The following is a 23,420-nucleotide window of genomic DNA, read 5'->3' as shown; positions in this document are numbered from 1 at the left end:
AAGGTTTTCAGCTAAAACTAACTACCATAAAAATTCTCACATCTCATTCCTGATTGCTATATCTATTAGACATCTCCAAAAATTCAAAATAGAATCAATTATTATCCATAATTTATCAATTACTGCCCCCTGTTCCCTGTTCCCTGTTCCCTGTTCCCTCTTTTCTGTAGATATCTATTGAAGTCACCATACTAATCCTAAATGATTTAAAGATTCATCCCTTGGTTCAGCAATACCATAAATCTTTCAATAATTATAAACATTAATAAATACTATGATTAAACAAACCTTTCAACTTGTCCGAAACTTTTCGATAGTTAGCTTCAGTGCATTTATTCTAGCCATTACTCTACTTGCAGTTTTGTATCGTCAACAAGTAGTAAATAATCTGCTGACCTTAACGGAAAAGAAAAATGTCATACTAACACAGTTTTTGGCCAATACAATATGGCAAGAATACGATGTTTTTTTGTCCTCTACCCAGACTTTGAGTGATGAAGCACTGGCAGCACATTCTCAAACTCGTCAGATCAAAGAAATTGTTACCCAAAAAGTAGAAGGCTTATCCGTTCTCAAAGTTAAAATTTATGACTTACAGGGACGTACTGTGTTTTCTACTAACTTTTCAGAAATAGGACAAGATAAAAGCAAATATGATGGCTTTTTATTGGCTAAGTCTGGTGAAGTTGTCAGTCAATTGCGGCATAGACATACCTTCACAGCATTAAACACTACTCTAGAACATCGCCACCTCCTTTCCAGCTACATTCCAATGTATGTCAAGGGCAACAAAAAAGATATTATTGGGGTATTTGAGCTTTACACTGACATTACTCCCTTGTTGCAAGAAATTAACCAAACCCAGAAAAATCTTTTCCTGGGTAGTCTGGCGATCCTGACAATAGTTTATGTTATCCTCTTGGTCTTTGTTAAAAAAGCAGATCGTTTGCTCAAAATACAGTATCAACAGTTAGAAGCATCTGAGGTTAGCTACCGAACTCAAGCCAAGGAGTTAAAGGAAGTGTTAGATCAACTGCAACAAGCTCAAGTCAAATTAGTAAATATAAAGGAACGCTTGGAATTAGCCACCAGTTCTGCTAAAATAGGGGTTTGGGACTGGGATATTCCTGACGATCGGCTAAATTGGGATGACTATATGTGCGAACTTTACGGCAGAGAAGCATCCAGCTTGACAAATACATTGAAACAGTGGGAACAGACCTTACATCCAGAGGACGCTCCCCAGGCAAAGGAATTACTCTACCAGTCTCTCCAAGGAAAAAAGAGTTTTCACACTGTTTTCCGAATAATTATTCCAAATGGATCGATTCGCTGGATCGAAGCTCATGCGATTATACAAAAAAACGATCGCGGTGAAGCCCAACGGATGGTTGGTGTGAATATTGATGTAAGCAATCAAAAGCTAGCTGAAGCAGAATTACAACGCACTAATACCGAGTTAGCCCGTGCCACCAGGCTTAAAAATCAATTTCTAGCGACAATTAGCCACGAACTCCGAACTCCTCTAAATGCTATCTTGGGCACAAGTGAAACACTTTTAGCAAAATTATATGGAGAAATCAGTGAGGTGCAAAAAGATGCTATAAAGGTTATTGACCGGAACGGAACTCACCTGTTGCAACTAATTAATGACATTATAGACTTGACCAGGATTGAGTCGGGTAAAATGGAACTGCAGCGCCAACAAACCAAAATCAATGATCTTTGTGAAAATAGCCTGGTTTTAGTTAGGCAGCAGACTTTCAATAAACAAATTCAAATCCATCTGCAAATCACCCCTACCTTACCTGACCTGATTATTGATAAACAACGAATTACTAAAGTTTTAATTAACTTACTCAACAATGCCATTAAATTTACCCCGGAGAAAGGCTCTGTCACCTTAAAAGTTACCTCAAAACCAGAGGCTTTTCAATTAAATTCTGCTAATACAGAATCATCCCCCAACAGCACTCAGACATGGATCAGATTTTCTGTTATTGATACCGGAATTGGCATTAGTCAGGAAAATATAGGGAAGTTGTTTCAATCCTTTGTTCAGCTCGATAGTGCTTTAAACCGTAAATATTCAGGTACGGGTTTGGGTCTGTGTTTAGTCAAACAAATTGTGGAATTACATGGGGGAAAGGTCGGAGTGATAAGTGAAGAATGGGTGGGCAGTCACTTTTGGTTCGATCTACCCTGTGATGATTTACTGCTCCGGTCATCTACTCCTACATTACCAATAGATTCTGTTGATCCTCCTGCCCAAGTAACTTCCGAGGCACCCATTGTCCCTTTCTGTATCTTGCTAGCAGAGGATAGTTTGCCCAATATTAAAACAATTTCTGGCTATCTGAAAATCAAGGGATACAGGGTTCTAATTGCCCAGGATGGAGAAAAAGCGGTTAATATAGCAAAATCTGAACATCCAGACTTAATCTTGATGGATATTCAGATGCCAAAAGTAGATGGTTTAGAAGCTATGAAGCTAATTCGTCAGGATTCAGCTTTGAAAGATACTCCCATTATTGCTCTCACGGGTTTGGCCATGGATGGCGATCGAGAAAAATGTTTAGCTGCAGGGGCTACAGATTATTTCACTAAGCCTGTGAGGTTGAAGCAACTAGCAATTATAGTTGAAGAAAATTTGAGGGTTGCTAAACAAAGCTCTGAAAGCTATCAAATCTAAATTTAGCCAAATATAAAATGCTTTTCAGTAGACCACAGTAGGGACGTTGCATAACAAAAATGGGAACGTCTCTACTATTGTTAGGGCACATGATATAAAGCCCGACTAGGAGCTTTAATTAGGACTTGCTGATTAAAGATCAAAGCATTGACAGATAAAGGTTTCAGCAATTTTAGTTCTGAAATACCTTGGTTTTCAGCTCTCGATGCTCAAAAACAAGCGCATTTATGGCGCATAGTTAAGCAAAAAAATTACTCTCCTACTCCTCCGCTCCTCTACTCCTTAAAAAAGACTTTTTCAGTAAACCCTAATTATAACTATTCAACCGAACATGATATTATTTATGGGGATGTAGTTCATCAAGTTGAAAAGCGCTGTAAAGCACAATCATAGCCAAAATCATCAAGGCTAAAATTTGCCAACATTATATTATATCATATCCGCTGGTATCGTTTGTGCAAAAGTTGAGGAAATATTTACCTTATGTAAGGTTTTTCCTTTTATTCTTCCTTCTTTATTCTTGCTTTTTCCTTCTTCCTTACCTTCTATACACAATACCGACGCTAGCGGACATGATATAATTCAATATTAGTTTAGATCGAGTTTGGATAGTTATTTACTGTCAAATGACATTCAGCCGCTCTAGCACCTACTACCTAAAACAGAAGAAAAAAATATCCGAAGTTAGTTTACCTATTTTAACGGTTGCTTGAATCACAAAATCGGGATTTCAACCAGGATTTTTAACAAGGAAAATAATTTAATGAAAAATAGTATTTCAATTCTTGTAGTGGATGATGAACCTGAAAATTTTGATGTGATTGAAGGCTTATTCCTAAATCAAGACTACGAGTTAAGTTATGCACCGAGTGGTCAAGACACTCTTGAGTCTCTAGGCAATTTTTTTCACCCCGATATAATTTTGCTAGATGTGATGATGCCCGGTATAGATGGTATAGAAGTCTGTCGCCAGATTAAAGCAATGCCAGAATGGCAGGCTGTACCCATAATTATGATTACTGCTTTAACTTCTAAAGAAGACTTGGCTCACTGTCTAGCTGCTGGTGCTGATGACTTTATCAGTAAACCTGTTAATAGTCTTGAATTGCGTGCTAGGGTTCATTCTATGGTGCGGATCAAACAACAATACGACCAGATTCAAAACTGGTCTAAACTACAGCAAAGCACTATCGAATTGTTAGAGAGTAGTTTGACTGAGTTGCGCGGAAATCTTGCTGGCAGTTTATCCCATGAGTTGAATACTCCTTTCAATGGTATTTTGTCTAGTTTTCTTTTGCTTGATAGTTATCTTGATGAAATGGATGCTGAAGAGATTCAAGAGATTATCAATATTGGCACAACATCGGCAAAACGCTTAGAAAAGGTGACTCAAAAATTCCTAACTTATCTTTACTTGGAGTTAAAAACTGACAAATTCCTAAATGATCGGACTCCAGATATGGATATTCAGGGGGCTGAAACCGAAACATCCTTGATTTCAGATATTGCAACTGACAAAGCTAAAGCTTTTGAGCGTTCCAATGATCTGACTCTGGAAATTCAAGATGCTACGATTAGGTTTACTTCTCAGCATCTTCAGTGGTTAATTGATGAGTTGTTAGACAATGCTTTTAAGTTTTCTGAGCCTCAAACTCCTGTAAAAATCTCTGGTCAAGTTATAGATGAGGTATTTCAACTCAGTATTAGTGACTCTGGACGGGGAATGACTCAAGAGCAAATTGATAAAATAGGGGCATTTATGCAATTTGAACGTTATTACTATGAACAGCAGGGTGTTGGTTTAGGATTGAAGATTGCTCAGAAGATCGTTAATTTGTATGAGGGAAAAATCTTGATTTCCAGTACCTACCAACAAGAAACCATTGTTCAGATTGAGTTACCCGTGGCTCATGGGGTAATATCAAATCCCCTTGCTACGGTTCCCGAGAAATTGTAGTGTTATAAGAAACCGGGTTTATAGGAGATAGATGTTAGTATAGTGAGCATTTCAGATCAACCCGGTTTCTCTGCTTTTTGACACCGATACTACCGGATTTGATGAACCAGGTGTTAAGCGCCAATTATCTGTTGTGATATTTATTCTTTTCTATAAATTTTAAAACTTTTATACTCTTATTCTTTGATTAAGTCAATCTCCTGACAAAATATTGCATCTTTGATTTTGTTAAATCCGAATTTAACCTAAAATTATTAATCATTTACAGGCATCCTATTAATATAATGGTACAATTTATTTTTTAGTTAAATTTCTAATTAGGTAATAATGCGAACTAATTATTGTGGACAAGTAAATGGCGATCGTATTGGAGAAACTGTGAATCTCTGTGGATGGGTAGACCGCCGTCGGGATCATGGGGGGGTGATTTTTTTAGATTTGCGCGATCGCTCTGGGATTGTTCAAATTGTTAGCGATCCAGAGCGTACTCCAGACTCCTATCAAATAGCAGGGGATATTCGGAATGAATATGTTGTACAAATTACAGGTCGTGTCAGTCGTCGTCCTGAAGAGTCTCTTAACCCTAAACTTCCTACTGGGGAAATAGAAATTTATGCAGATGATATTCGACTATTGAATGGTTTGGGTAAACAACTGCCATTTCAAATTTCCACTGCTGAAACAGAAGCAGTAAGGGAAGAGTTGCGGCTCAAATATCGGTATTTAGATTTGAGAAGGGAACGGATGACTCGCAACCTGCAATTACGCCATGAAGTTGTTAAAGCAATGCGCCGTTTTCTGGAAGATGAAGAAAACTTTATCGAAGTCGAAACTCCTATTCTCACTCGCTCTACTCCAGAAGGGGCGAGAGATTATCTGGTTCCTAGTCGCGTTAATGCTGGCGAGTGGTTTGCTTTACCCCAGTCTCCCCAACTTTTCAAACAAATGTTGATGGTTTCTGGTTTTGATCGTTATTATCAAATCGCCCGTTGTTTCCGGGATGAAGATTTACGAGCAGATAGACAACCGGAGTTTACTCAGTTAGATATGGAAATGAGTTTCATGTCTCAGGAGGAAATTCTGCAATTAAATGAGCAGTTGGTGGCATACATTTTTCAGAAAGTCAAGGGTGTAGATTTACCTTTACCATTCCCTCGACTGACTTATGCGGAGGCGATGGAACGTTATGGTAGTGATAAACCAGATATTCGGTTTGGTTTAGAATTGGTGGATGTCTCCGACTTGGTGAAAGATTCTGGTTTCAAAGTATTTTCGGGAGCGGTTGCTGCGGGTGGGATAGTGAAAGTGCTACCTATTCCTGGAGGTAACGATGCTATTTCCAATGTTAGAATTAAACCTGGTGGCGACTTGTTTAAAGAAGCGAGTGAAGTCGGAGCAAAGGGTTTGGCTTACATTCGCGTCAAAGAAAAAGGCAAGATAGATACTATTGGAGCTATCAAAGACAACCTCACGGACGAACAAAAACAGGAATTGCTCAAACGTACCAATGCTCAACCAGGTCATTTGTTGTTATTCGCTGCGGATGACACAAATACTGTCAACAAAACTTTAGACCGTCTGCGGTTAGTTGTGGGCGAACAATTGGGATTAATTGACAAGGATAAAATTAATTTATTGTGGGTGACGGACTTCCCCATGTTTGAATGGAATGAGGAGGAAAAACGTTTGGAAGCATTGCATCACCCTTTTACCGCACCCCACCCCGATGATATTAATGATGTGAAAACTGCACGAGCGCAAGCTTACGATCTAGTGTTTAATGGTTATGAAATTGGCGGTGGTAGTTTGCGGATATATCAACGGGATGTGCAGGAAAAAGTGTTTGAAGCGATCGGTTTATCTGATGAGGAAGCTGATAATAAGTTTGGCTTTTTATTGGAAGCGTTTGAATATGGGACTCCTCCCCACGGTGGTATTGCTTATGGTTTAGATCGGTTGGTGATGTTGTTAGCGGGTGAGGAGTCTATTCGGGATGTAATTGCGTTTCCGAAGACTCAGCAGGCAAAATGTTTGTTAACAAATGCGCCTTCTGCAGTTGATAAGAAGCAGTTGAAGGAATTGCACGTTAGTTCAATTTCTAAACCGAAATCTTAGGTTTTTTTGGGGAAAAGAAACTGAGTTGTTGATAGGAAATCAACGTTAACTCAGTTTCTTGTTGTTAGGAAACAGTTGATTAGTGGATAATGAAAACTATCTCTAATTATCAATTACCCATTGGTAAAATATAGCCGTTTATCTCAGTAAAATCATAAATCCTTCCTGAGAAAAATGTCTATCATGGGTTAAAACTTCATTTATTTCTAGCTCGTTCATCGTGTTCATAGAAATACAATCTGTTAAACTATACCCTTTATCAAGACGATTTTCATATAAACTTCGACCTAATAAAAACGATTTATGGCTTTGTTCAACTACATAAATATCGGAGCGATCAATAATATTTTTAACTAGCTTAACTGTGCGTCGTCGTTGCTTAATTCCAAAGTTAGCATAGAAAGTTAAAAGTTCATTCAATATCTCCTCCGTTGTCACTATTTTTGTCTGTTGAAGTGATTGACTAATTTGAATAACTTTGTCATGCAAATTATCTCTAGGATTTATTAATGCTATCCAATAAAATGTGTCAGCAAAAATAGTTTTCATTCTTCTTTTTTGGCTGTACCGTAGATGTAATTGTCATGTTGTTTGGCTCCATCTATAGGGAGTTGATTAAGTTCTTCTTCTGTCATATCTTGAACTAGAGATTCTGCTACTTTCCAGATAGGTTGATTAACTTTTTGGCTGTTTTTTTCTGCCTGAGTTTGTAATTCAAACTGGATGGCTTTTTTGAGTTCTGCAAATACAATATCTAGAGAATCTCCCTGAAACTGTTTATCTGTAATTTCTGGGCAAGACGCAAAATAGCTTGATTCTTTTTTTCAAGGGATATATTGATTTTATATGACATTTACAATTGTTCTTCTGAGTAGGTTATATCATGTTCGGTTGAACACTTATAATTAAGATAGTAAGGGAGTAGGGGAGTAGAGGAGTAGGGGAAAATTTAAAATATATCCTCTCCAAAGCAAATATTTTATTTATACCTAATCATCCGGACTTGATATTAAACGTATTTTTAAATTTCTCACTTCTGGGCAAAATAAGAAAATGCAGTTTATCTATATAAATAATACCTTATTTTTTGATTTAGTGTGGCAATAATTGGGCGAAAAAAATCACCCTCCTAAAATAAAAGGCGGGTGATAGAAGCAAAGTTTAAGTATCAAATTTGATAAGCTTTATTTTTCACAAGTTTGTCAAGCATTTTAATTGCTTCTTGAAATGATATTTGACCTTTATCAACCACAGCGTTCATTAATTTTTTAGCATCTTCTCTGCTAATTAAATTAAGGCTAATAGTTTTCTTCAACAAAACAACGAATTTTTTCTTGTCACCATCTCCAACTTTAGAAGCTTGTTCCTTGGCTTTTACTTCCTGTACTTTGCTGCCAGAATGCTGAGGAATTTCTGTTTGATTATCTTTATTTTTTAGAATATCCTCAACCATTTGAATAGCTTCTTTTAATGGTAGTTGATCTGTTTCTACAGCATTAATTAATTCTTGAGCATCTTCTGAGCTAATTAAATTAAGGCTAATAGTTTTCTTCAACAAAACAACGAATTTTTTCTTGTCACCATCTCCAACTTTAGAAGCTTGTTCCTTGGCTTTTACTTCCTGTACTTTGCTGCCAGAATGCTGAGGAATTTCTGTTTGATTATCTTTATTTTTTAGAATATCCTCAACCATTTGAATAGCTTCTTTTAATGGGATTTGATCTATTTTTACAGCATTAATTAATACTTGAGCATTTTCTCTCCTAATTAAATTAAGGCTAATGGTTTTTTTCAACAAAACAACAAATTTTTTCTTGTCACTATCTTCAATTTGAGGAGCTAGTTGATTAGCTTTTACTTCCTGTACTTTACTGCCAGAATGCTGAGGAATTTCTGTTTGAATATCTTCACTTTTAACAATATCCTCAACCATTTCAATAGCTTCTTTTAATGGTAGTTGACCTGTTTCTACAGCATTAATTAATTCTTGAGCATCTTCTGAGCTAATTAAATCAAGTCTAATGGGTTCTTTCAACAAAAGAATGAAATTTGTCTTGTCACTATCTCCAACATTAGAACCTCTTTCTTTAGCTTCTATTTCTACTTTTTGTTCCTGCAAACGTTTGAGAATTTCTTGTTGTTTTCCTTCGTTATAACCGCCACCTTTAACCAGTCTTGATATTCCATAAGCAGCAGCTCCACCAGCAAAAGCAGCTCCAGCAATTAAACCTAGAGGTGCAGCAACTACCATGCCAACTCCAGTTAATGCTGTAACTAATGGTATGGAAGCTGTTGTTGTTCCTGCTACTGCTGCAACTGCTCCAACACCAACTGCTCCAAGTCCAGTAATTCCAACATCACCCAAAATGGCTAATTTATCATTAGGATTTTTTTCTAATTGTTCAATAGCTTTTAAAATTTGTTCCTTATTTGGTTTTTCAGTTGTACTCATATTCACCTCTAAATAATATAGCAATATGAAATGATTCGTGAAAAAAACTGTAGCGGTTTAGTCTCCAAACCCAAGCGCAAATCAGATTTGGAAACCAAACCCCTACGATAAAATATTACAACCTATTTAGGATTGCTATAATTAATATTTCTATCTAAGCTATTACAACGTTACGGAAAACTGTATTGAAAACTTCAGCTAATAATTGAAAAAACTGTTGAGCAATTTCAAATAAATCTTCACCTACACCTTCAAAAGATTTATCTAATGTATGTCCAACTAATGCACCTACAGCAGTAATAGTTATTCCTAAAGCCATTGCCACAGGTGCTAATAATTGTCCTAAAAATGGTATAGAAGTGATTAAAGCAGTTACAGCAGCACCTACTGTTGCACCAATTCCTGTACCTACAATTAAAAAAGGATGTGCTTTGACAAATTCAATAATTTTGATTAGTATAATTTTGCCTATATCAAAGACTTTTTTACCTACTTTCTTTGTATAAGTCATTAGTTCGTGCAGTCTAATAGTAACTTCCGGAGGCAATCCAGTGTCATTTAACCATACATATATATCACTACTTGTCATTGAATTTGCGTCTACTTGCCAGAGAGACATTTTTAGATTTGCCTGGGCTGGTGATAAGTTTTTATTGTTCATTTCTCCTGGTTTTAACTAATAAAAATTGTTGGCAAGATAAAATGCTATTCTCATCTCTTCTCTCCGAATGAGCTGAAATATAATTAACTGTCTTAACCTTTTTTTTATTATCGACGAAATATATTAGTTCCGCAATAGGGAAAACACTTAAATACTCTGCAACAAGCTATCTTAAAAATTGGTGAGAATAGTCAAAAATACGCAGAAATAGCTAATAACTGTAATGTTACTGAGGCTCATGTTAAAATTGAAAAAAGCGAAAGTTATAGTTATGCTTTGTTGACAATTCAACCTTTGCTGAAACTGTATTTGCAGACCAATAATCAAAATCAAAAATCACTCATTTAAAGGAAATAATAAATTGACTCAAACCAACAACCTAAAAGCCATAGAATTATTTGCCGGAATAGGTGGTTTTCACTTGGGAATGAAAGCTGCAAATATTGATACTATTTGGGCTAATGATATTAGCGAACTTTGTTATCAAGTTTATCAAAGTAATTTTGGTAGTAGCTCAATAATATTAGACGATATTAATCAAATTAATTTATCAGAAATTCCAGAACACGATATTTTAACAGCAGGATTTCCCTGTCAACCATTTAGTCAAGCGGGCAAAAAAATGGGAATTAGAGATAGAGTCAGGGGAACACTTTTTGAACGAATTGTGGAAATAATCCAAGCTAAAAAACCTAAATATTTTTTATTAGAAAATGTTAAAAGAATTTTGACAATGGAAAAAGGGCATCATTTCCGAATTATTTTAAATGCTCTTGCTTCCTTAGACTATTTTATTGAATGGCGAATTATTAATCCGATAAATTTTGGTATTCCCCAAAACAGAGACAGAATTTTTATTTTTGGTACTTATATTGAATCTACTCAAAAACTTCCGTCTCTAGAAAAGTTTTCTGTATTTTTAACAGAGAATGATACTGACAGTTTACCTTGGAATGAAAATAGTGAAATAGAAAAATATATGCAGCCTATTATGAATTTCAAGAGTAAAAACCATCACTGGGGTATTGCTTATGAAAATCAAATGTCTAGTCAATCTTTACCTTTAATGGCTGATGTAAAACCCAGAAAAAAACTCAAAGATATTCTCCAAGATGAATCAGAAATAAATCCACAATTTGATTTTACTTCTGATACCCTAGAAAGAATTAAAAATAGCAAAACTGTAAATAGATATTGTAATGGTGTAGAAATATTATATAACCAAGGTGGAGGAGCGCGTCTTGGCTATACAATATTTGGCATTAATGGCGTTACTTCTACATTAACCGCTTCTACTTCTAGGCATTATGAAAGATATCAAATCGGTAATAAATTCCGTCGTTTAACTAATATTGAATATGCTCGTTTAATGGGATTTCCCGATAATTGGTGTCGAGTTGCTAAAGTTTATCACCAATATGCTTTATATGGTAATTCAGTTGTGCCAGATTGTGTAAAATGGATCTGTCAAAGAATTGGAAAACAAAACTTTAGATTTAAGCATCAATCTTGGCAACAGTTAACATTATTTTAATCCTACATTTATCAATATTTATGAAAGAACTTACCCTATCACTATTCAAAAATGAGGCAGCAATTTTTGTTAGAGATTTAAGCGCTACTCCAATTTCTGATTTGTATGGTATTACCGATGGTAAAGCAGTAGGAACTTATGTAGAGCAAGCATTCAATAACTATTTAGGAAAAAAGTATTTATATACTCCAGGTAGTGCAGCTAGTGGCATAGATTTTCCGGAATTAGAAGTAGATTTAAAGGTGACATCTATACGACAACCACAATCATCTTGTCCGTTTCGAGATGCTAGTCAAAAAGTTTATGGATTAGGTTATAATCTACTGGTTTTTGTGTATGAAAAAACAGATAACCATGAATTACGAGCAGCAAGTTTAAATATTCAAAACGCGATATTTGTAGCAAAAGAAAGAACAGGAGATTATCAAACTACACGAGGTTTAATAGAAATTATTAGTCGTAATGGTAATCAAGATGATGTAATAGGATTTTTGGAAGACCGTAATCTTCCTTTAGATGAAATAGGACGTGAAGTTTTGGCTGAGAGAATAATTAGACAACCTCCACAACAGGGTTATATTACTATCTCTAATGCTTTGCAATGGAGATTACAATATAGAAGAATTATTGATGAGGCAATAATAGGAAATGTAGTTGGAGTAGAAAATATTCTGAATTAATTTAGCGGTCAGCTATTAGGCATTAACTATCAGCTTTTTAATTATAATTTTCCACAAACTTTATTCAATTATGGCTATTCCAAAAGCTAGAAAATACAAAGACTTGCCAAATGAAAAAAGTTGTGTATAAATAACTAAAAACCCCTAATTAATACACGACTCATGCTAGAAATTATTGACCTGTTTGATGAAAACTTCTATTTAGATACTAACCCTGGTGTCGCAGAAGCAATAAATAATGGCATTATCCAAAGTAGCTTCGACCACTTTATTCGATTCGGTCAATTTGAAGGACGAGACCCTAGTATTTTTTTTGAAACTAACTTTTATTTAACCAATAATCCAGATGTTGTTCCCTTAGTTCAACAAAATTCAATTACTCCTATTCAACATTTTATTCAAGTTGGTCAACTAGAAAATCGTGACCCCAACCCTCAATTTAATACCAATATTTATCTACAAGAAAATATTGATGTTGCTGATGCAGTTCAACAAAATTTATTAACTGCCATAGAACATTTTGTTAACTTTGGCATTGCCGAAGGTCGGTTATTTTCCCAAAATTTTGTCGGTACAATATTTGATGTTGTTGTTACCAGTGCTGCTAATAATGGAAATAGTGCTGCTTTGCGTTTTGATGGTTTAACTGGTAGATTTATTAGTGAATTTACGAATGGTGGAGGATTAACTGACCCTAGAGATATTGTACGAGAAATAGATGGCTCTAATACTGTTTTAATTAATGGTGGAAATGATGATGTTTTACGTTTCGATGCTACTACAGGAAATTTCATTGAAACATTTACAGAATTTCCTGAATTAAATGGTGGAGGTTCTGTTTTTGGACCGGATAATAATTATTATGTAGGAGCGCGTTCTTTAGGAGCAATTTTACGTTTTAATGGTCAAACAGGAGATTTTATTGATGAGTTTATTCCCTCAGAATTAGTAGATTTTCCCAGGGGTTTTGTATTCGGTTCCGATGGTAATTTTTATTTAGGAAATGGTGCCGATCCGACAACAGGTGGAGGCGGTGGTACAATTATTCAATATGATGGTATCACGGGTGAGGTATTAGATCCTAGTTTTGTTAATGATCCTGAGTTGAGTCCTCTAGATGTGATAAGTGGTTTGGATGGTAATATTTATGTTAGCAGTGAGTTTCCTTTTGGTCAGGATGATTCTGTAGGTACCGTTCGTGTTTATGATATTAATACGGGAGGGTTATTAGATGTCCTTGATGCTGGTGTGGATGCAGAGGGAGTGCCAAGATTCGATGCGCCAAGGGGATTAGGTTTCGGACCGGATGGTAATCTTTATGCTAGTAGCACTGGTACTGGTAGTGTAGTTCGTTTTGATGGTACAACGGGGGATTTTATTGATGTGTTGATTGAGTTTCCTCAGTTGAATGGTCAAGCATTAAATTTCGTTCCTGCGGAAAATTAGTGTAGTAGCGTGTCTAGACTAAAATTGTGGGCAATAAACTCACCAAGAAATTTTTCACTGGTACCATTTGTGTAAATATTAGCAGTATCAATGAAATTACCACCAGCTTCGCGGAAGACTTGGTAAATTTTCTGGCTTTCTTCTTTAGACGAACCACAACCCCAGTCTTCGCCAAAAGTCATTGTACCTACAGCGCTTTTCATTTCAGTAGACCACAGTAGGGGAGTAGGGGTAGGGACGTTGCATGCAACGTCCGTACGGGAGTAGGGGAGTAGGGGCGAATTTCTGCGGAATGCTGCGCAAACGCGATTCGCCCCTACTGGGTTTTGGTTATGACGGTGTGGTTTATCCATCAGCAAAAGCGGTGTAAACAAAGTTCGGATACTCTTAAGCCACTTTTTCCTAATAATTTGTATTGCATTTTGTGTTTTGATCCTAAATAATGTAACCATTGTAATCTAATTTAATCTAGCCATATCATTCAATTTATTTTTCTTTTTATTCCCAGTCAGTTTACCTATTTTTTTCATATATGCAGCATTGAGCTTGCTAGCTTCACTTTTTGTTAACCATCCACAGTTACTTGGAAAAAATCCCTGACTTTTATCAAACCTAGTAAAAGCCATATTCTGCTCAGGTGGATTTCCAACATCTCGAAAAAAATTATTGAAGTCACGCCAGTTTTCATCAATAGTAATATCAGGTATGTATTCTTTTGATTTGGGATTTAATGCTCCATGAATTATTCTACTCCATGCTTTATAAGCTTTTGTTTTGATTAAGCTTTGTCCTGGTTTTGCTGTTTTTTTTACATCTACTCTACCTGTATGAATTCTTTTTTCCGCTGCTGTGATAGAAATATTTCTTGATTTTGCTAAGTATTCAGCAGCTTTTTTAACACTTTCAAAACAGATATTATCTATCGTAGTAGGTTTCTTATGAGAACCACCACTAACCCCTCCTTTAGATATATTATATCCGTATGGTACTAAAGTATTTAATTCCTCGATCCATTTACGTTCTTTAACTTCTAAATCTTTTTTTGTTGTGCCTTTATCAATAGCTTTAATCTCAAAAGCATCTTCTCCATATTCTCTGATAGCAGCGTGCAAAGACTGATCACTTTTTATGTAATTACCTCTTGCTTGCTGAACATGATATTCCCAACGACGCTCTAATTTTTGAACTGTTAACCCAACATATTTTTTATCAGTTATCTTATTAGTTATTAAATATATTAATCCTTGAGCATATCCAGGATTAGGTATTCTTTTAAAAGCTTCTTCTGGTGTTATTCCCTCTTTTATCCATCTTTTGATAGTTCTACTACTAGCTGGAGGTTGCAAAATCCTAATAGCTTCCTCCAAATTGGGATAAGTTTCACCAAAAACAGTTATTTGATTAATTTCACGAGTATTTCTAACAAAACCTTCTGTAAATATTTTTTCTTCAGATAATCCTGCTGCTCGTCTTTTTAAAGCTCTGTAATAATTTACATTTTTTTCATTGCATAACTTTTTAAAAGAGTTTTCTTTCTGTTTTTCTATAGAACATTTTGGACATTTTGTACCCTTCAGATGGTTGCTAGGAGTTTGAAAAAAATCACCATGTATTGAACATATAATTTTTCCCTTAGTGCTGGAATTTATGTATTCAAACTTACTGTAATCATAAGTATCTCCATGAATTTCTTGAGCGCGTTTAATAAATTTTTGAGTTAATTCTTCTTGACTTTTTATTGTCCCTCTATCTTCAATGGAACCCGATAATTTCAGAGATTGACATCTAGAACATCCTGTATGACCTTTCATGTGACTTCTAGGGTCTTGTAAAAATTTTTCACCATGTTCAATACATAAAATTTCTACCATTTCACCAGCAGGAGGAAGCGTATTAAAAAGAGAATAATCATAGCGATCGCCAAAATGCTTTTGTGACCTTTTAACAAATTCCTCTTTTGTTATTTTTTGAGACTCAAAATAACATTTACGACATCCAACACCATTTTTATGATGACCTGGTGTAATCTCAAATAATCCATGCTTAGGACATATCACTTTGATTTTAGTTGATATGTTTACATACTCCACTTTAGAGTAGTCATAATAATCACCATGAACTTTAATAAATTCAGATAATATTTCTGCCTTTGTTTTCTTTTTTGGCATAATTTTTATATCTATTGTTCTGATTTAATTTTATATATAAATATAAAATTAAATCCAAATATTTCATTATTAACTACTGTAAACTTTTCCCCATCATAAACTGAACCAAACCAGGAAATAACCGATAAGTTTCTGTTGCTAAAACAGCAGGACCTACTACTACTTCAGACTGCTTATTTTTAACAACATTCCAGATAGTTTCAGCAATATCTTTTGGCTGACTAACAAAATTAGATTCTAAAACAGAACTCATTTGTTGGCGACTAGCTTCTACTCCCGAATTATCCCCACCTCGAAATTGCGCTCTCTCCAGAAAATCACTATTAATAACTCCTGGTTGTACAGAACTAACATTAATTCCTTTTGACTCTAATTCCAAACGTAAAGTATCTGTTAATCCAGTAACTGCATATTTACTAGCACAATAAGCAGTCATATTTGGCAAAGGCATTTTTCCACCAAAGGAACCAACATTAACAATTGTGCCTGATTTTCTTGACAAAAAATGAGGTAATAAAGCTTTAATTGTATTCACATAACCGAAAAAATTGACATTCATTAACTGTTGAAAATCCTCTAAAGTTGTATGTTCCATTCCACCAGTTAAACAGATACCAGCATTATTAACTAATACATCAATTTTTTCATAGAATTCTATGGATTTTTGCACCAAATATTCTACTTGTTCAGCATCAGTAACATCTGTAGGAATAGCTAAAGCAGATTTACCAATTTCTCTCACTTCATTTGCTGTTGCTGCTAATCTATCTAACTTTCTAGCAGCTAAAACAACATTATATCCTTTTCTGGCAAATAAAAGTGCTGTTTCTCTACCACAACCTTGAGAAGCACCAGTAATTAAAACAGTTGGCAGCATAATTTTTTTGTGAATATTAAAAATTTTAGATAGGACTTACATAAATCCGGTTTATTGTTTGGGTGAGTAAGTCCTGTTTATAAGAATAAGAATTAGTTTAACACAATTTTCAGGTAAAAGAAAAGTTTATCTAAAAAGCGGGAAAAGTTATTATTTTGGCTAGAATAATTGGAGAAAAATCACTCCGACAATTCTTACTGAATAATTAAATAATTCAGGTTAAAAGCCGATCCTTTCAAGGAAAAAAAAATAATATTTCCTTATATTCAATTCCGTTACGGTTTTTCTTGAGGTAATTATCAATTATCAATTATCAATTATCCATTATCCATTAATGAATTCTACCTACTCTATAATTCCCCATTCCTTCTGAATCCTAACTACTCCCTATTCCCTATTCCCTATTCCCTATTCCCTTAACTGATAACTGTAATTACTCATCCTTTAATTTTATCCTTCCTCTCATTCTTGCCACAACTTGTAAGTCAACACTTTTATCAGTTTCATCCACAATTTCACCAGTTAATTCTTCCAACACATCCTCTAAACTTACCACTCCCGACATTCCCCCATATTCATCTAAAACAACCATCAAATGTTGACGATATTTTTGAAATTCTTTCAATAATAAATCTACCCTCAATGTATCTGGAATAAACCTAACATCTCGCATAAAATCAGCAATTTTTTGATTATCTTTTCCTTCAATCAAAGCCTTAAGTAATTCATGTTTCAAGACCATACCAAGTACATCATCAATAGAATCTCCAATTACAATAATTCGGCTATGTTGAGAACTAATAATATCTGACTTTACCTCAGCTAAAGTGGAATTACTATCTAAATAAGTAGTTGCTATTCGAGGAGTCATAATGTCAAATGAACTTTTATCATTTAGCCGAAATACTCTGCTAATCATTTCAGCTTCATCACCTTCAATTACTCCCTCCTGATATCCTATTCTAGTCAAAAACATGATTTCTGCTTCATTAGTAGTAGGTAATTTTTTTCCTTGAGTAAAAGGTGATGTAATTTTTTCCATTAACCAGACTATGGGAGTAAAAATAAAAGTTAATCCCTGTACAGGTAAAGCTATAGTTAAAGCAAATCTCATGGCATAGCGTTCCCCTAAAGTTTTAGGAATAATTTCGCCAAAAACTATTACTAAAAATGTCAAAATAGCAGAAAAAACTCCCAACCAAGCATTCCCTAAAACTGAAGCTGCAATATTACCAATTAAGATACTGCCAACAATATTAAAAATGTTATTAATAATCACAACAGTAGCAATGGGGCGGTTAATTTTTCTCTTAATTGCCCACAGTGCTAATGCTGTTGTTTTTTTAGACTGTGCTAACTGTTGTACTTTAATAGGAGAAACTGAAAGTAAAGCTGTTTCAGTAGCAGAACAAAGGGCAGAACCTATGAGAATAATTAAGACTATAATAGTTAGCTTGAGCATACTCAACTAATAATTGGATGTAAGCATTTAGCCGTCAGCTATCAGCTATCAGCTATGATTTTTGATATAGGTTTAAAGCTATATTAATTGACCTAGAATAAAATCTTACTACAAAAGTTGTTAAAATCTATATTCATCTCAAACTACCTCCCATTATTAAAAAGCTAAGAGCTGACCACGAGCTAGCTGAATGCTTACAATTGGATAAACTCAATAATACCATTTTTTATTGACTTATGAAACCTTCTAACTGGTTAATTATATTAGTTCTAACTATCGGTGTTTTGGCAATCTCTACTGGTGCAATATTAATTAGGTTGGTAAGTCGATCTGCGGGAATGAGTGGGGTAGGGTTTAGTCTGGTAATAGCTGCTTCGCGAGTGGCGATCGCCTCTTTATTATTAGTACCAACATGGTCAAAAATTCAGTGGCAAAATCTCCAAGCAGGGGCAATATTCTATGCAGGAACAGCAGGAGTTTGTCTTGCAGCTCATTTTTCTCTTTGGATTACTTCTTTATCTTATACTTCGATCGCAGCTTCGACTACTCTCGTAACAACTAACCCCATCTGGGTAGCTTTATTGTCATGGTGGTGGTTCAAGGAAAGACTTTCTCGCCAGACAGTTATTGGCATAATAGTAGCTATAACTGGAGGACTAACGATTGGTTTAGCAGATATTGGTGGGGCAACTACGGGTACTAACCCTCTTCTGGGAAATTTTTTAGCTCTCATGGGCGCTTGGACAATTAGTTTCTATATGCTTCTGGGACGTGAAGCTCAAACCAAGGGTTTTGGTCTTGGGGGCTATATTGTTGTAGTTTATAGTGTAGCTGCAATTGTATTATTGCCTATTCCGTTCTTTTCGGGTGTTGGCTACTTTGGCTATTCTGGTTTAGTCTATTTTTATTTATTATTAATGGCGTTACTGCCTCAATTAATAGGACATACAAGTTTGAATTGGGCAGTGCGTTGGGTTTCTCCTACTTTAGTTACTTTGGCAATTTTATTTGAACCTGTTGGAGCGAGTTTTTTAGGTTATTTATTGTTCGGCGAGATGCCTTCTCTAATTGTTTTATTGGGAGCAGTTATTTTATTAGTTGGAGTGGCAATTTCTGCGGTAGGTTCTCAACAAAAATAGAGATATGTAAGCATTCAGCCATCAGCCATCAGCCATCAGCTAAGAAATTGAAGGAGAGTTACAAAGTTACTGTCAAATTCCCGATCAATTTTCTATCTTTATAAGAGGACTTTAACCCAGCCTAAAGTATTCTGGTTATAGAACAGGAGGTTCCCAAACTTAAAAAGCTGTTAACGCAGTTACGACCTAGGAGGCTAGCTGGATGCTAATAGCTAAATGCTTATCAAAAAAACTTAAACTAATCCCTACATTATTCTGAGAAAATCCTATTTTGTTTCTGGAATAATCTGTTGATTTTGGAAAGTTATACCCTTAACAATTTTAACTATAAACTGTTGTAAAAATTGAATAGTTGCTCTCATACTAGAACCATGACTAACTGCCCAAATATTTGTAATTAAAGAACAGCCAGCAAATAATAAAAGAATGAATGTTTGGATTCTAACTACTCCGACAATAAACCAGCTTCCCACATGAAGGATAATCATTAAAGCATAAAAACTGGCGACTAATGCCATTAAGTTAATTTGTTTTTTGGGTCGATGGAGGACTGTAAAAATTATTGGCTGTAAACTTGCTAGTACATTCATAGGTACTAGAAATCCACAAATTGCTACACAATATAGGTGTGAAAATTCGATTATGTTATTGAAGTCGAACATTTTGTAAATTTCTCTTTAATGGTTGATTAATTCTATACTTTTATTGGAGTGTCATTTCAGCTATCAGTTATCAGTACCTCCTACTAAAGTAGAATGCTCGAAATGCTGAATTTTCTTTTTTTATCCCCTTTAAAGAGGAGGCTTGAGACCTTATTTCTTGGTCATATCAAAACTCAGAAAACAGCTTTTTATTTTTTTGTTTTTTCCTTTTTTTTAACTGAATCAGTCCAAAAATTAGTAAACATCATTAGCATTCCTCCAAGAAAGATAGTAATTGCCATTCCAGCAGGAATTACAGTTTCCCAGTCAGTTGTTTCCATGTACTTCCTAGTTCATTTAGTCAAGGGATTTTAGTAATTATACCTAATATGTTATGAACTACTATGTGATTATATTAAGATTTATAAAAAAATGTTAAGCTAGCCCAAAAAATCAAGGAAATTAAGGAATTTTTAAAGTTACTGTATGTATACTATCAAAAAAAATCTATTATAGTCAAAAATAGATTGAATAAATGTATTTTAGTTATGAAAAACACAGTTTTTTCTAGTGGACAATCTTTATCCTTATTCTTTGTTGCCTATTCCCTATTCCCTATTATCTACTATTTAAGTATCTACTCATAATTAAAATTATTTGAATTGGAGGAATCAGGTAGGGGAGGTATTGGATTGGCGAAGTACAGAATACTTTTAGTCAATTCACTTGTTGTAATTATTTTAAGTTTAATTTTGCCTACCTACTTATAAGTAAATTGCCACATTAGAGACTGTTTGTAAAATAAGTATTAAGAGAGCATTTGAGTGATTAAAATCTGAAAGGGGTAAGACTTAAAGAGATTGAAATATGTTAGATAGAGAAGTATTCGGTACATATATTCCTAGATTTTTAAGTGACGAATAGTTGTCTTGATTTCTTCCTCCTTATTCCCTATCTCCTTTTTATATTTTCTGAGAAATTCAATCTCTTACATTTAAAAATATAGAAGAGTATAAACAAATCCTAAATATTCAGGGGTATCGTCATTAATCCTGTAACAGTAATTCCAATTTTTTTACTAATATGAACAGTAACCAAATTAGTCAAGCAAATCAAGGAGATTTAGCTAACCAATATCAAGAACAAATTCATTTGTCGGGTCACATTCAACCTCACGGCATATTATTTGTTTTAAAAGAACCGGAATTAAAAATTTTACAGGTAAGTAATAATACTTTTGAACTATTTGGCATACCCGCTCAAAAATTACTAAATCAAAACTTAAGCGACTTTCTCGACCAAAATCAAATCGATACACTTAGAAAAAGCTTAGAAAATAATCCTGTATTAAAAACAGTAAATCCTGTCAAATTATCAGTTAAAAGTAGAGATAAACTTTTAGTTTTTGATGGAATAATTCATCATTCGGAAAATTTTTTAATTCTTGAATTAGAGCCAGCCATATCTCAAGAAAATCTTTCATTTTTAAACTTCTATCATTCTGTCAGAGAAGCAGCATCAAAAATGCAAGGTGCTTCTAATTTGAAAAATTTATCTCAAATAATTGTAGAAGAAATCAGAAAAATTACAGGCTTTGACAGAGTAATGGTATATAAATTTGATTCTCAAAATAGTGGTTTTGTAATTGCTGAAGACAAAATAGAAACCCTAGAACCACTATTAGGATTAAATTATCCAAGTCTAGATATTCCACCTCAAGCTAGAAAAATCTTTCAGGTAAATTGGCTCAGATTAATTGCAGATGTTAATTCTCAACCTGTAGAAATTTTACCAAGAAATAATCCAATTACTAATGAATCTATTGACTTAACTTATTCTGTTTTAAGAAGTGTCTCACCTTGCCACATCGAATATTTAAAAAATATGGGTGTCGGTGCTTCTATGTCTATATCTTTGCTCAAAAATAAAAAATTATGGGGTTTAATTGCTTGTCATCATAATTCACCGAAATATGTGCCCTATGAATTAAGAGCAGCGTGCGAATTTTTAGGACAAACAATGTCTCTAGAAATTCCTTATCAAGAAAATAACGAAGACTATAATTATCGGTTAGAGTTAAAGTCAGTCAAGAGTAAAATTATTGAAGATATTTCAACTTCATCAAATTTTATTGATGCCTTAGTTGAATGTCAAAATCAACTCCTAAATTTAGTCAGTGCTGAAGGAGCCGTCGTAATTTCTGGAGACCATTTTCATCTAGTAGGTAAAACTCCACCATTAATAGCTATTCAAGAATTAATCCCAGAGATAGAAAAACAGTTTAATCAAGAATTTTTTTCTACAGATTCTTTGCCTAGAAGTTATGAAAAATTTCGAGAATATAAAGATGTAGCTAGTGGTTTACTAGCACTTTCAATATCTTCAGCTCAAAGAATTTATATTTTGTGGTTTCGACCAGAATTCATTCAAACTATTGATTGGGCTGGAGATCCTAAACCAGTTACAGAAACAGAGTCTAATGGCGACATTCGATTATGTCCTCGGAAATCATTTGAACTGTGGAAAGAAATTGTTAAACTAACATCTGTACCTTGGAAAAAGTGTGAAATAGATGTTGCATTGGAACTAAGAAATGCGATTATTAAAATTGTACTTAAACAAGCAGATGAACTAGCAAAATTCAATTCTGCATTGCAAAAGTCAGAAGTAAGAGAAAGAGAAAAATCGGCTCAATTAGAACAAACATTAAGAAAATTACAATTGACTCAGACACAATTAATCCAAAGTGAAAAAATGTCTAGTTTAGGGCAATTAGTAGCAGGTATTGCCCATGAAATTAATAACCCTGTTAATTTTATCTATGGCAATATTGAATATGCAAATAATTATGCCTGTGAACTAATGCAAATGATTAAACTATATCAAAAGCATTATCATCCTCCTGTGGCAGAAATTGAAGCAGAAAGTGAAGAAATAGATGTAGAATTTATTATGGAAGACCTGCCTCAACTATTAAAATCTATGAAGGTAGGTACAGAGCGGATTCGTGAAATTGTCAAGTCATTACGCAATTTTTCCAGACTTGATGAATCAGAAATGAAGCTAGTTAATATTCACGAAGGAATAGATAGCACTTTACTCATACTTAATAATCGACTTACTCCTAAAGTTGGGAAAGAGATTAGTTTAATTAAACAATATGGGAATATTCCTCTGGTAGATTGTTATGTGAGTCAGTTAAACCAAGTATTGATGAATATTGTGGCAAATGCAATTGATGCTCTGGAAGAAGCACAAGCAAAAGGGAAATTTTATCAATCAAATGAAGAGGAAATTCCCACAATTAAAATTCAAACAGAAGTTAGAGAAAAAACATTTGTTAGTATTAGCATCTCTGATAATGGTACGGGGATGACAGAAGAAGTACAGCAACAAATATTTAACCCTTTCTTTACTACAAAACCGGTAGGTAAAGGTACTGGTATTGGGTTGTCAATTAGTTATCAAATTGTGGTGGAAAAACATGGTGGTCGTATCTTTTGTAATTCTCAATTAGGAGAAGGAACTGAGTTTATAATTGAGATTCCTATTCAATAGAATACTCGGAAATTTCAGACCCTGATTTAACCCTTTCT

General features: G+C 34.4%; 19 protein-coding genes and 1 pseudogene. 11 read left to right on the top strand and 9 right to left on the bottom strand.

Annotated features, from left to right (window positions below):
- Positions 1-274 precede the first annotated feature (274 nt).
- The 4 genes from ACP6PK_RS29410 to aspS all read left to right on the top strand — a co-directional run bounded on the left by ACP6PK_RS29410 (position 275) and on the right by aspS (position 6,764).
- Positions 275-2,692: a hybrid sensor histidine kinase/response regulator gene (locus tag ACP6PK_RS29410; RefSeq protein WP_426565020.1), complete on the top strand. Its 2,418-nt coding sequence runs from the start codon at positions 275-277 to the stop codon at positions 2,690-2,692.
- A gap of 147 nt (positions 2,693-2,839) precedes the next feature.
- Positions 2,840-3,085 carry a hypothetical protein gene (locus ACP6PK_RS29405; protein WP_094677900.1) on the top strand — a complete coding sequence of 82 codons (246 nt, stop codon included), beginning with the start codon at positions 2,840-2,842 and terminating at the stop codon, positions 3,083-3,085.
- Between the two features lie 370 nt (positions 3,086-3,455).
- Positions 3,456-4,649 (top strand): hybrid sensor histidine kinase/response regulator, encoded by a 1,194-nt coding sequence (locus ACP6PK_RS29400; protein WP_426565018.1) that lies wholly within the window; start codon positions 3,456-3,458, stop codon positions 4,647-4,649.
- A 327-nt stretch (positions 4,650-4,976) separates the two neighbouring features.
- Positions 4,977-6,764: an aspartate--tRNA ligase gene (gene aspS / locus ACP6PK_RS29395; protein ID WP_426565015.1), complete on the top strand. Its 1,788-nt coding sequence runs from the start codon at positions 4,977-4,979 to the stop codon at positions 6,762-6,764.
- Between the two features lie 138 nt (positions 6,765-6,902).
- Here aspS and ACP6PK_RS29390 read toward each other — a convergent pair whose 3' ends face one another.
- The 3 genes from ACP6PK_RS29390 to ACP6PK_RS29380 form a co-directional block, all read right to left on the bottom strand.
- Positions 6,903-7,313, bottom strand: coding sequence for a type II toxin-antitoxin system VapC family toxin (locus ACP6PK_RS29390; RefSeq protein ID WP_094677906.1), 411 nt, complete (start codon positions 7,311-7,313; stop codon positions 6,903-6,905).
- 619 nt (positions 7,314-7,932) lie between these two features.
- Positions 7,933-9,216 carry a hypothetical protein gene (locus tag ACP6PK_RS29385; protein ID WP_426565013.1) on the bottom strand — a complete coding sequence of 428 codons (1,284 nt, stop codon included), beginning with the start codon at positions 9,214-9,216 and terminating at the stop codon, positions 7,933-7,935.
- 154 nt (positions 9,217-9,370) lie between these two features.
- Positions 9,371-9,877 carry a hypothetical protein gene (locus ACP6PK_RS29380; RefSeq protein WP_094671723.1) on the bottom strand — a complete coding sequence of 169 codons (507 nt, stop codon included), beginning with the start codon at positions 9,875-9,877 and terminating at the stop codon, positions 9,371-9,373.
- Between the two features lie 150 nt (positions 9,878-10,027).
- Here ACP6PK_RS29380 and ACP6PK_RS31710 point away from each other — a divergent pair.
- From ACP6PK_RS31710 to ACP6PK_RS29365, 4 genes and pseudogenes are all read left to right on the top strand, one after another.
- Positions 10,028-10,225, top strand: a pseudogene (locus tag ACP6PK_RS31710) (hypothetical protein); the annotation flags it as partial.
- Positions 10,226-10,238: 13 nt separating this feature from the next.
- A complete protein-coding gene (locus tag ACP6PK_RS29375) occupies positions 10,239-11,411 on the top strand; it encodes a DNA cytosine methyltransferase (protein WP_426565011.1) in 1,173 nt (390 codons plus the stop codon).
- A 20-nt stretch (positions 11,412-11,431) separates the two neighbouring features.
- Positions 11,432-12,091: a type II restriction-modification system restriction endonuclease gene (locus ACP6PK_RS29370; protein WP_426565009.1), complete on the top strand. Its 660-nt coding sequence runs from the start codon at positions 11,432-11,434 to the stop codon at positions 12,089-12,091.
- 162 nt (positions 12,092-12,253) lie between these two features.
- A complete protein-coding gene (locus tag ACP6PK_RS29365) occupies positions 12,254-13,537 on the top strand; it encodes a Vgb family protein (RefSeq protein WP_426565007.1) in 1,284 nt (427 codons plus the stop codon).
- Here ACP6PK_RS29365 and ACP6PK_RS29360 read toward each other — a convergent pair.
- Complete coding sequence (locus ACP6PK_RS29360; RefSeq protein ID WP_426565005.1) at positions 13,534-13,740, bottom strand: aldo/keto reductase; 207 nt, start codon at positions 13,738-13,740, stop codon at positions 13,534-13,536. The two genes, ACP6PK_RS29365 and ACP6PK_RS29360, sit on opposite strands and share 4 nt — an antisense overlap.
- A gap of 41 nt (positions 13,741-13,781) precedes the next feature.
- Here ACP6PK_RS29360 and ACP6PK_RS29355 point away from each other — a divergent pair, with 41 nt between their 5' ends.
- Positions 13,782-13,907, top strand: a complete 126-nt coding sequence (locus tag ACP6PK_RS29355; protein WP_426565003.1) for a hypothetical protein — start codon at positions 13,782-13,784, stop codon at positions 13,905-13,907.
- A gap of 88 nt (positions 13,908-13,995) precedes the next feature.
- On the opposite strand, the gene ACP6PK_RS29350 is transcribed toward ACP6PK_RS29355, so the two are convergent.
- The 3 genes from ACP6PK_RS29350 to ACP6PK_RS29340 form a co-directional block, all read right to left on the bottom strand.
- Positions 13,996-15,705: a GIY-YIG nuclease family protein gene (locus ACP6PK_RS29350; RefSeq protein ID WP_426565001.1), complete on the bottom strand. Its 1,710-nt coding sequence runs from the start codon at positions 15,703-15,705 to the stop codon at positions 13,996-13,998.
- A 73-nt stretch (positions 15,706-15,778) separates the two neighbouring features.
- A complete protein-coding gene (locus tag ACP6PK_RS29345; protein ID WP_426564999.1) occupies positions 15,779-16,582 on the bottom strand; it encodes an SDR family oxidoreductase in 804 nt (267 codons plus the stop codon).
- A gap of 433 nt (positions 16,583-17,015) precedes the next feature.
- Positions 17,016-18,044: a hemolysin family protein gene (locus ACP6PK_RS29340; RefSeq protein WP_426564997.1), complete on the bottom strand. Its 1,029-nt coding sequence runs from the start codon at positions 18,042-18,044 to the stop codon at positions 17,016-17,018.
- A 236-nt stretch (positions 18,045-18,280) separates the two neighbouring features.
- Here ACP6PK_RS29340 and ACP6PK_RS29335 point away from each other — a divergent pair, with 236 nt between their 5' ends.
- Entirely contained in the window at positions 18,281-19,183 is a 903-nt protein-coding gene (locus ACP6PK_RS29335; protein WP_426564995.1) for a DMT family transporter, read from the top strand.
- Between the two features lie 266 nt (positions 19,184-19,449).
- On the opposite strand, the gene ACP6PK_RS29330 is transcribed toward ACP6PK_RS29335, so the two are convergent.
- Together ACP6PK_RS29330 and ACP6PK_RS29325 are read right to left on the bottom strand one after the other, a co-directional pair.
- A complete protein-coding gene (locus ACP6PK_RS29330; protein WP_426564993.1) occupies positions 19,450-19,845 on the bottom strand; it encodes a hypothetical protein in 396 nt (131 codons plus the stop codon).
- A 188-nt stretch (positions 19,846-20,033) separates the two neighbouring features.
- Positions 20,034-20,165, bottom strand: a complete 132-nt coding sequence (locus tag ACP6PK_RS29325; protein ID WP_256386455.1) for a hypothetical protein — start codon at positions 20,163-20,165, stop codon at positions 20,034-20,036.
- Between the two features lie 742 nt (positions 20,166-20,907).
- Between ACP6PK_RS29325 and ACP6PK_RS29320 the strand changes: the two genes are divergently transcribed.
- Entirely contained in the window at positions 20,908-23,382 is a 2,475-nt protein-coding gene (locus ACP6PK_RS29320) for an ATP-binding protein (protein WP_426564991.1), read from the top strand.
- The last annotated feature ends 38 nt before the right edge of the window (positions 23,383-23,420 follow it).

This window comes from Dapis hubbardiae BLCC-M172 (assembly GCF_050016015.1).
Lineage (GTDB): Bacteria > Cyanobacteriota > Cyanobacteriia > Cyanobacteriales > Microcoleaceae > Trichodesmium.
The sequence above is the reverse complement of the archived record's forward strand: the minus strand, read 5'-3'. Positions and strand labels throughout refer to the sequence as shown.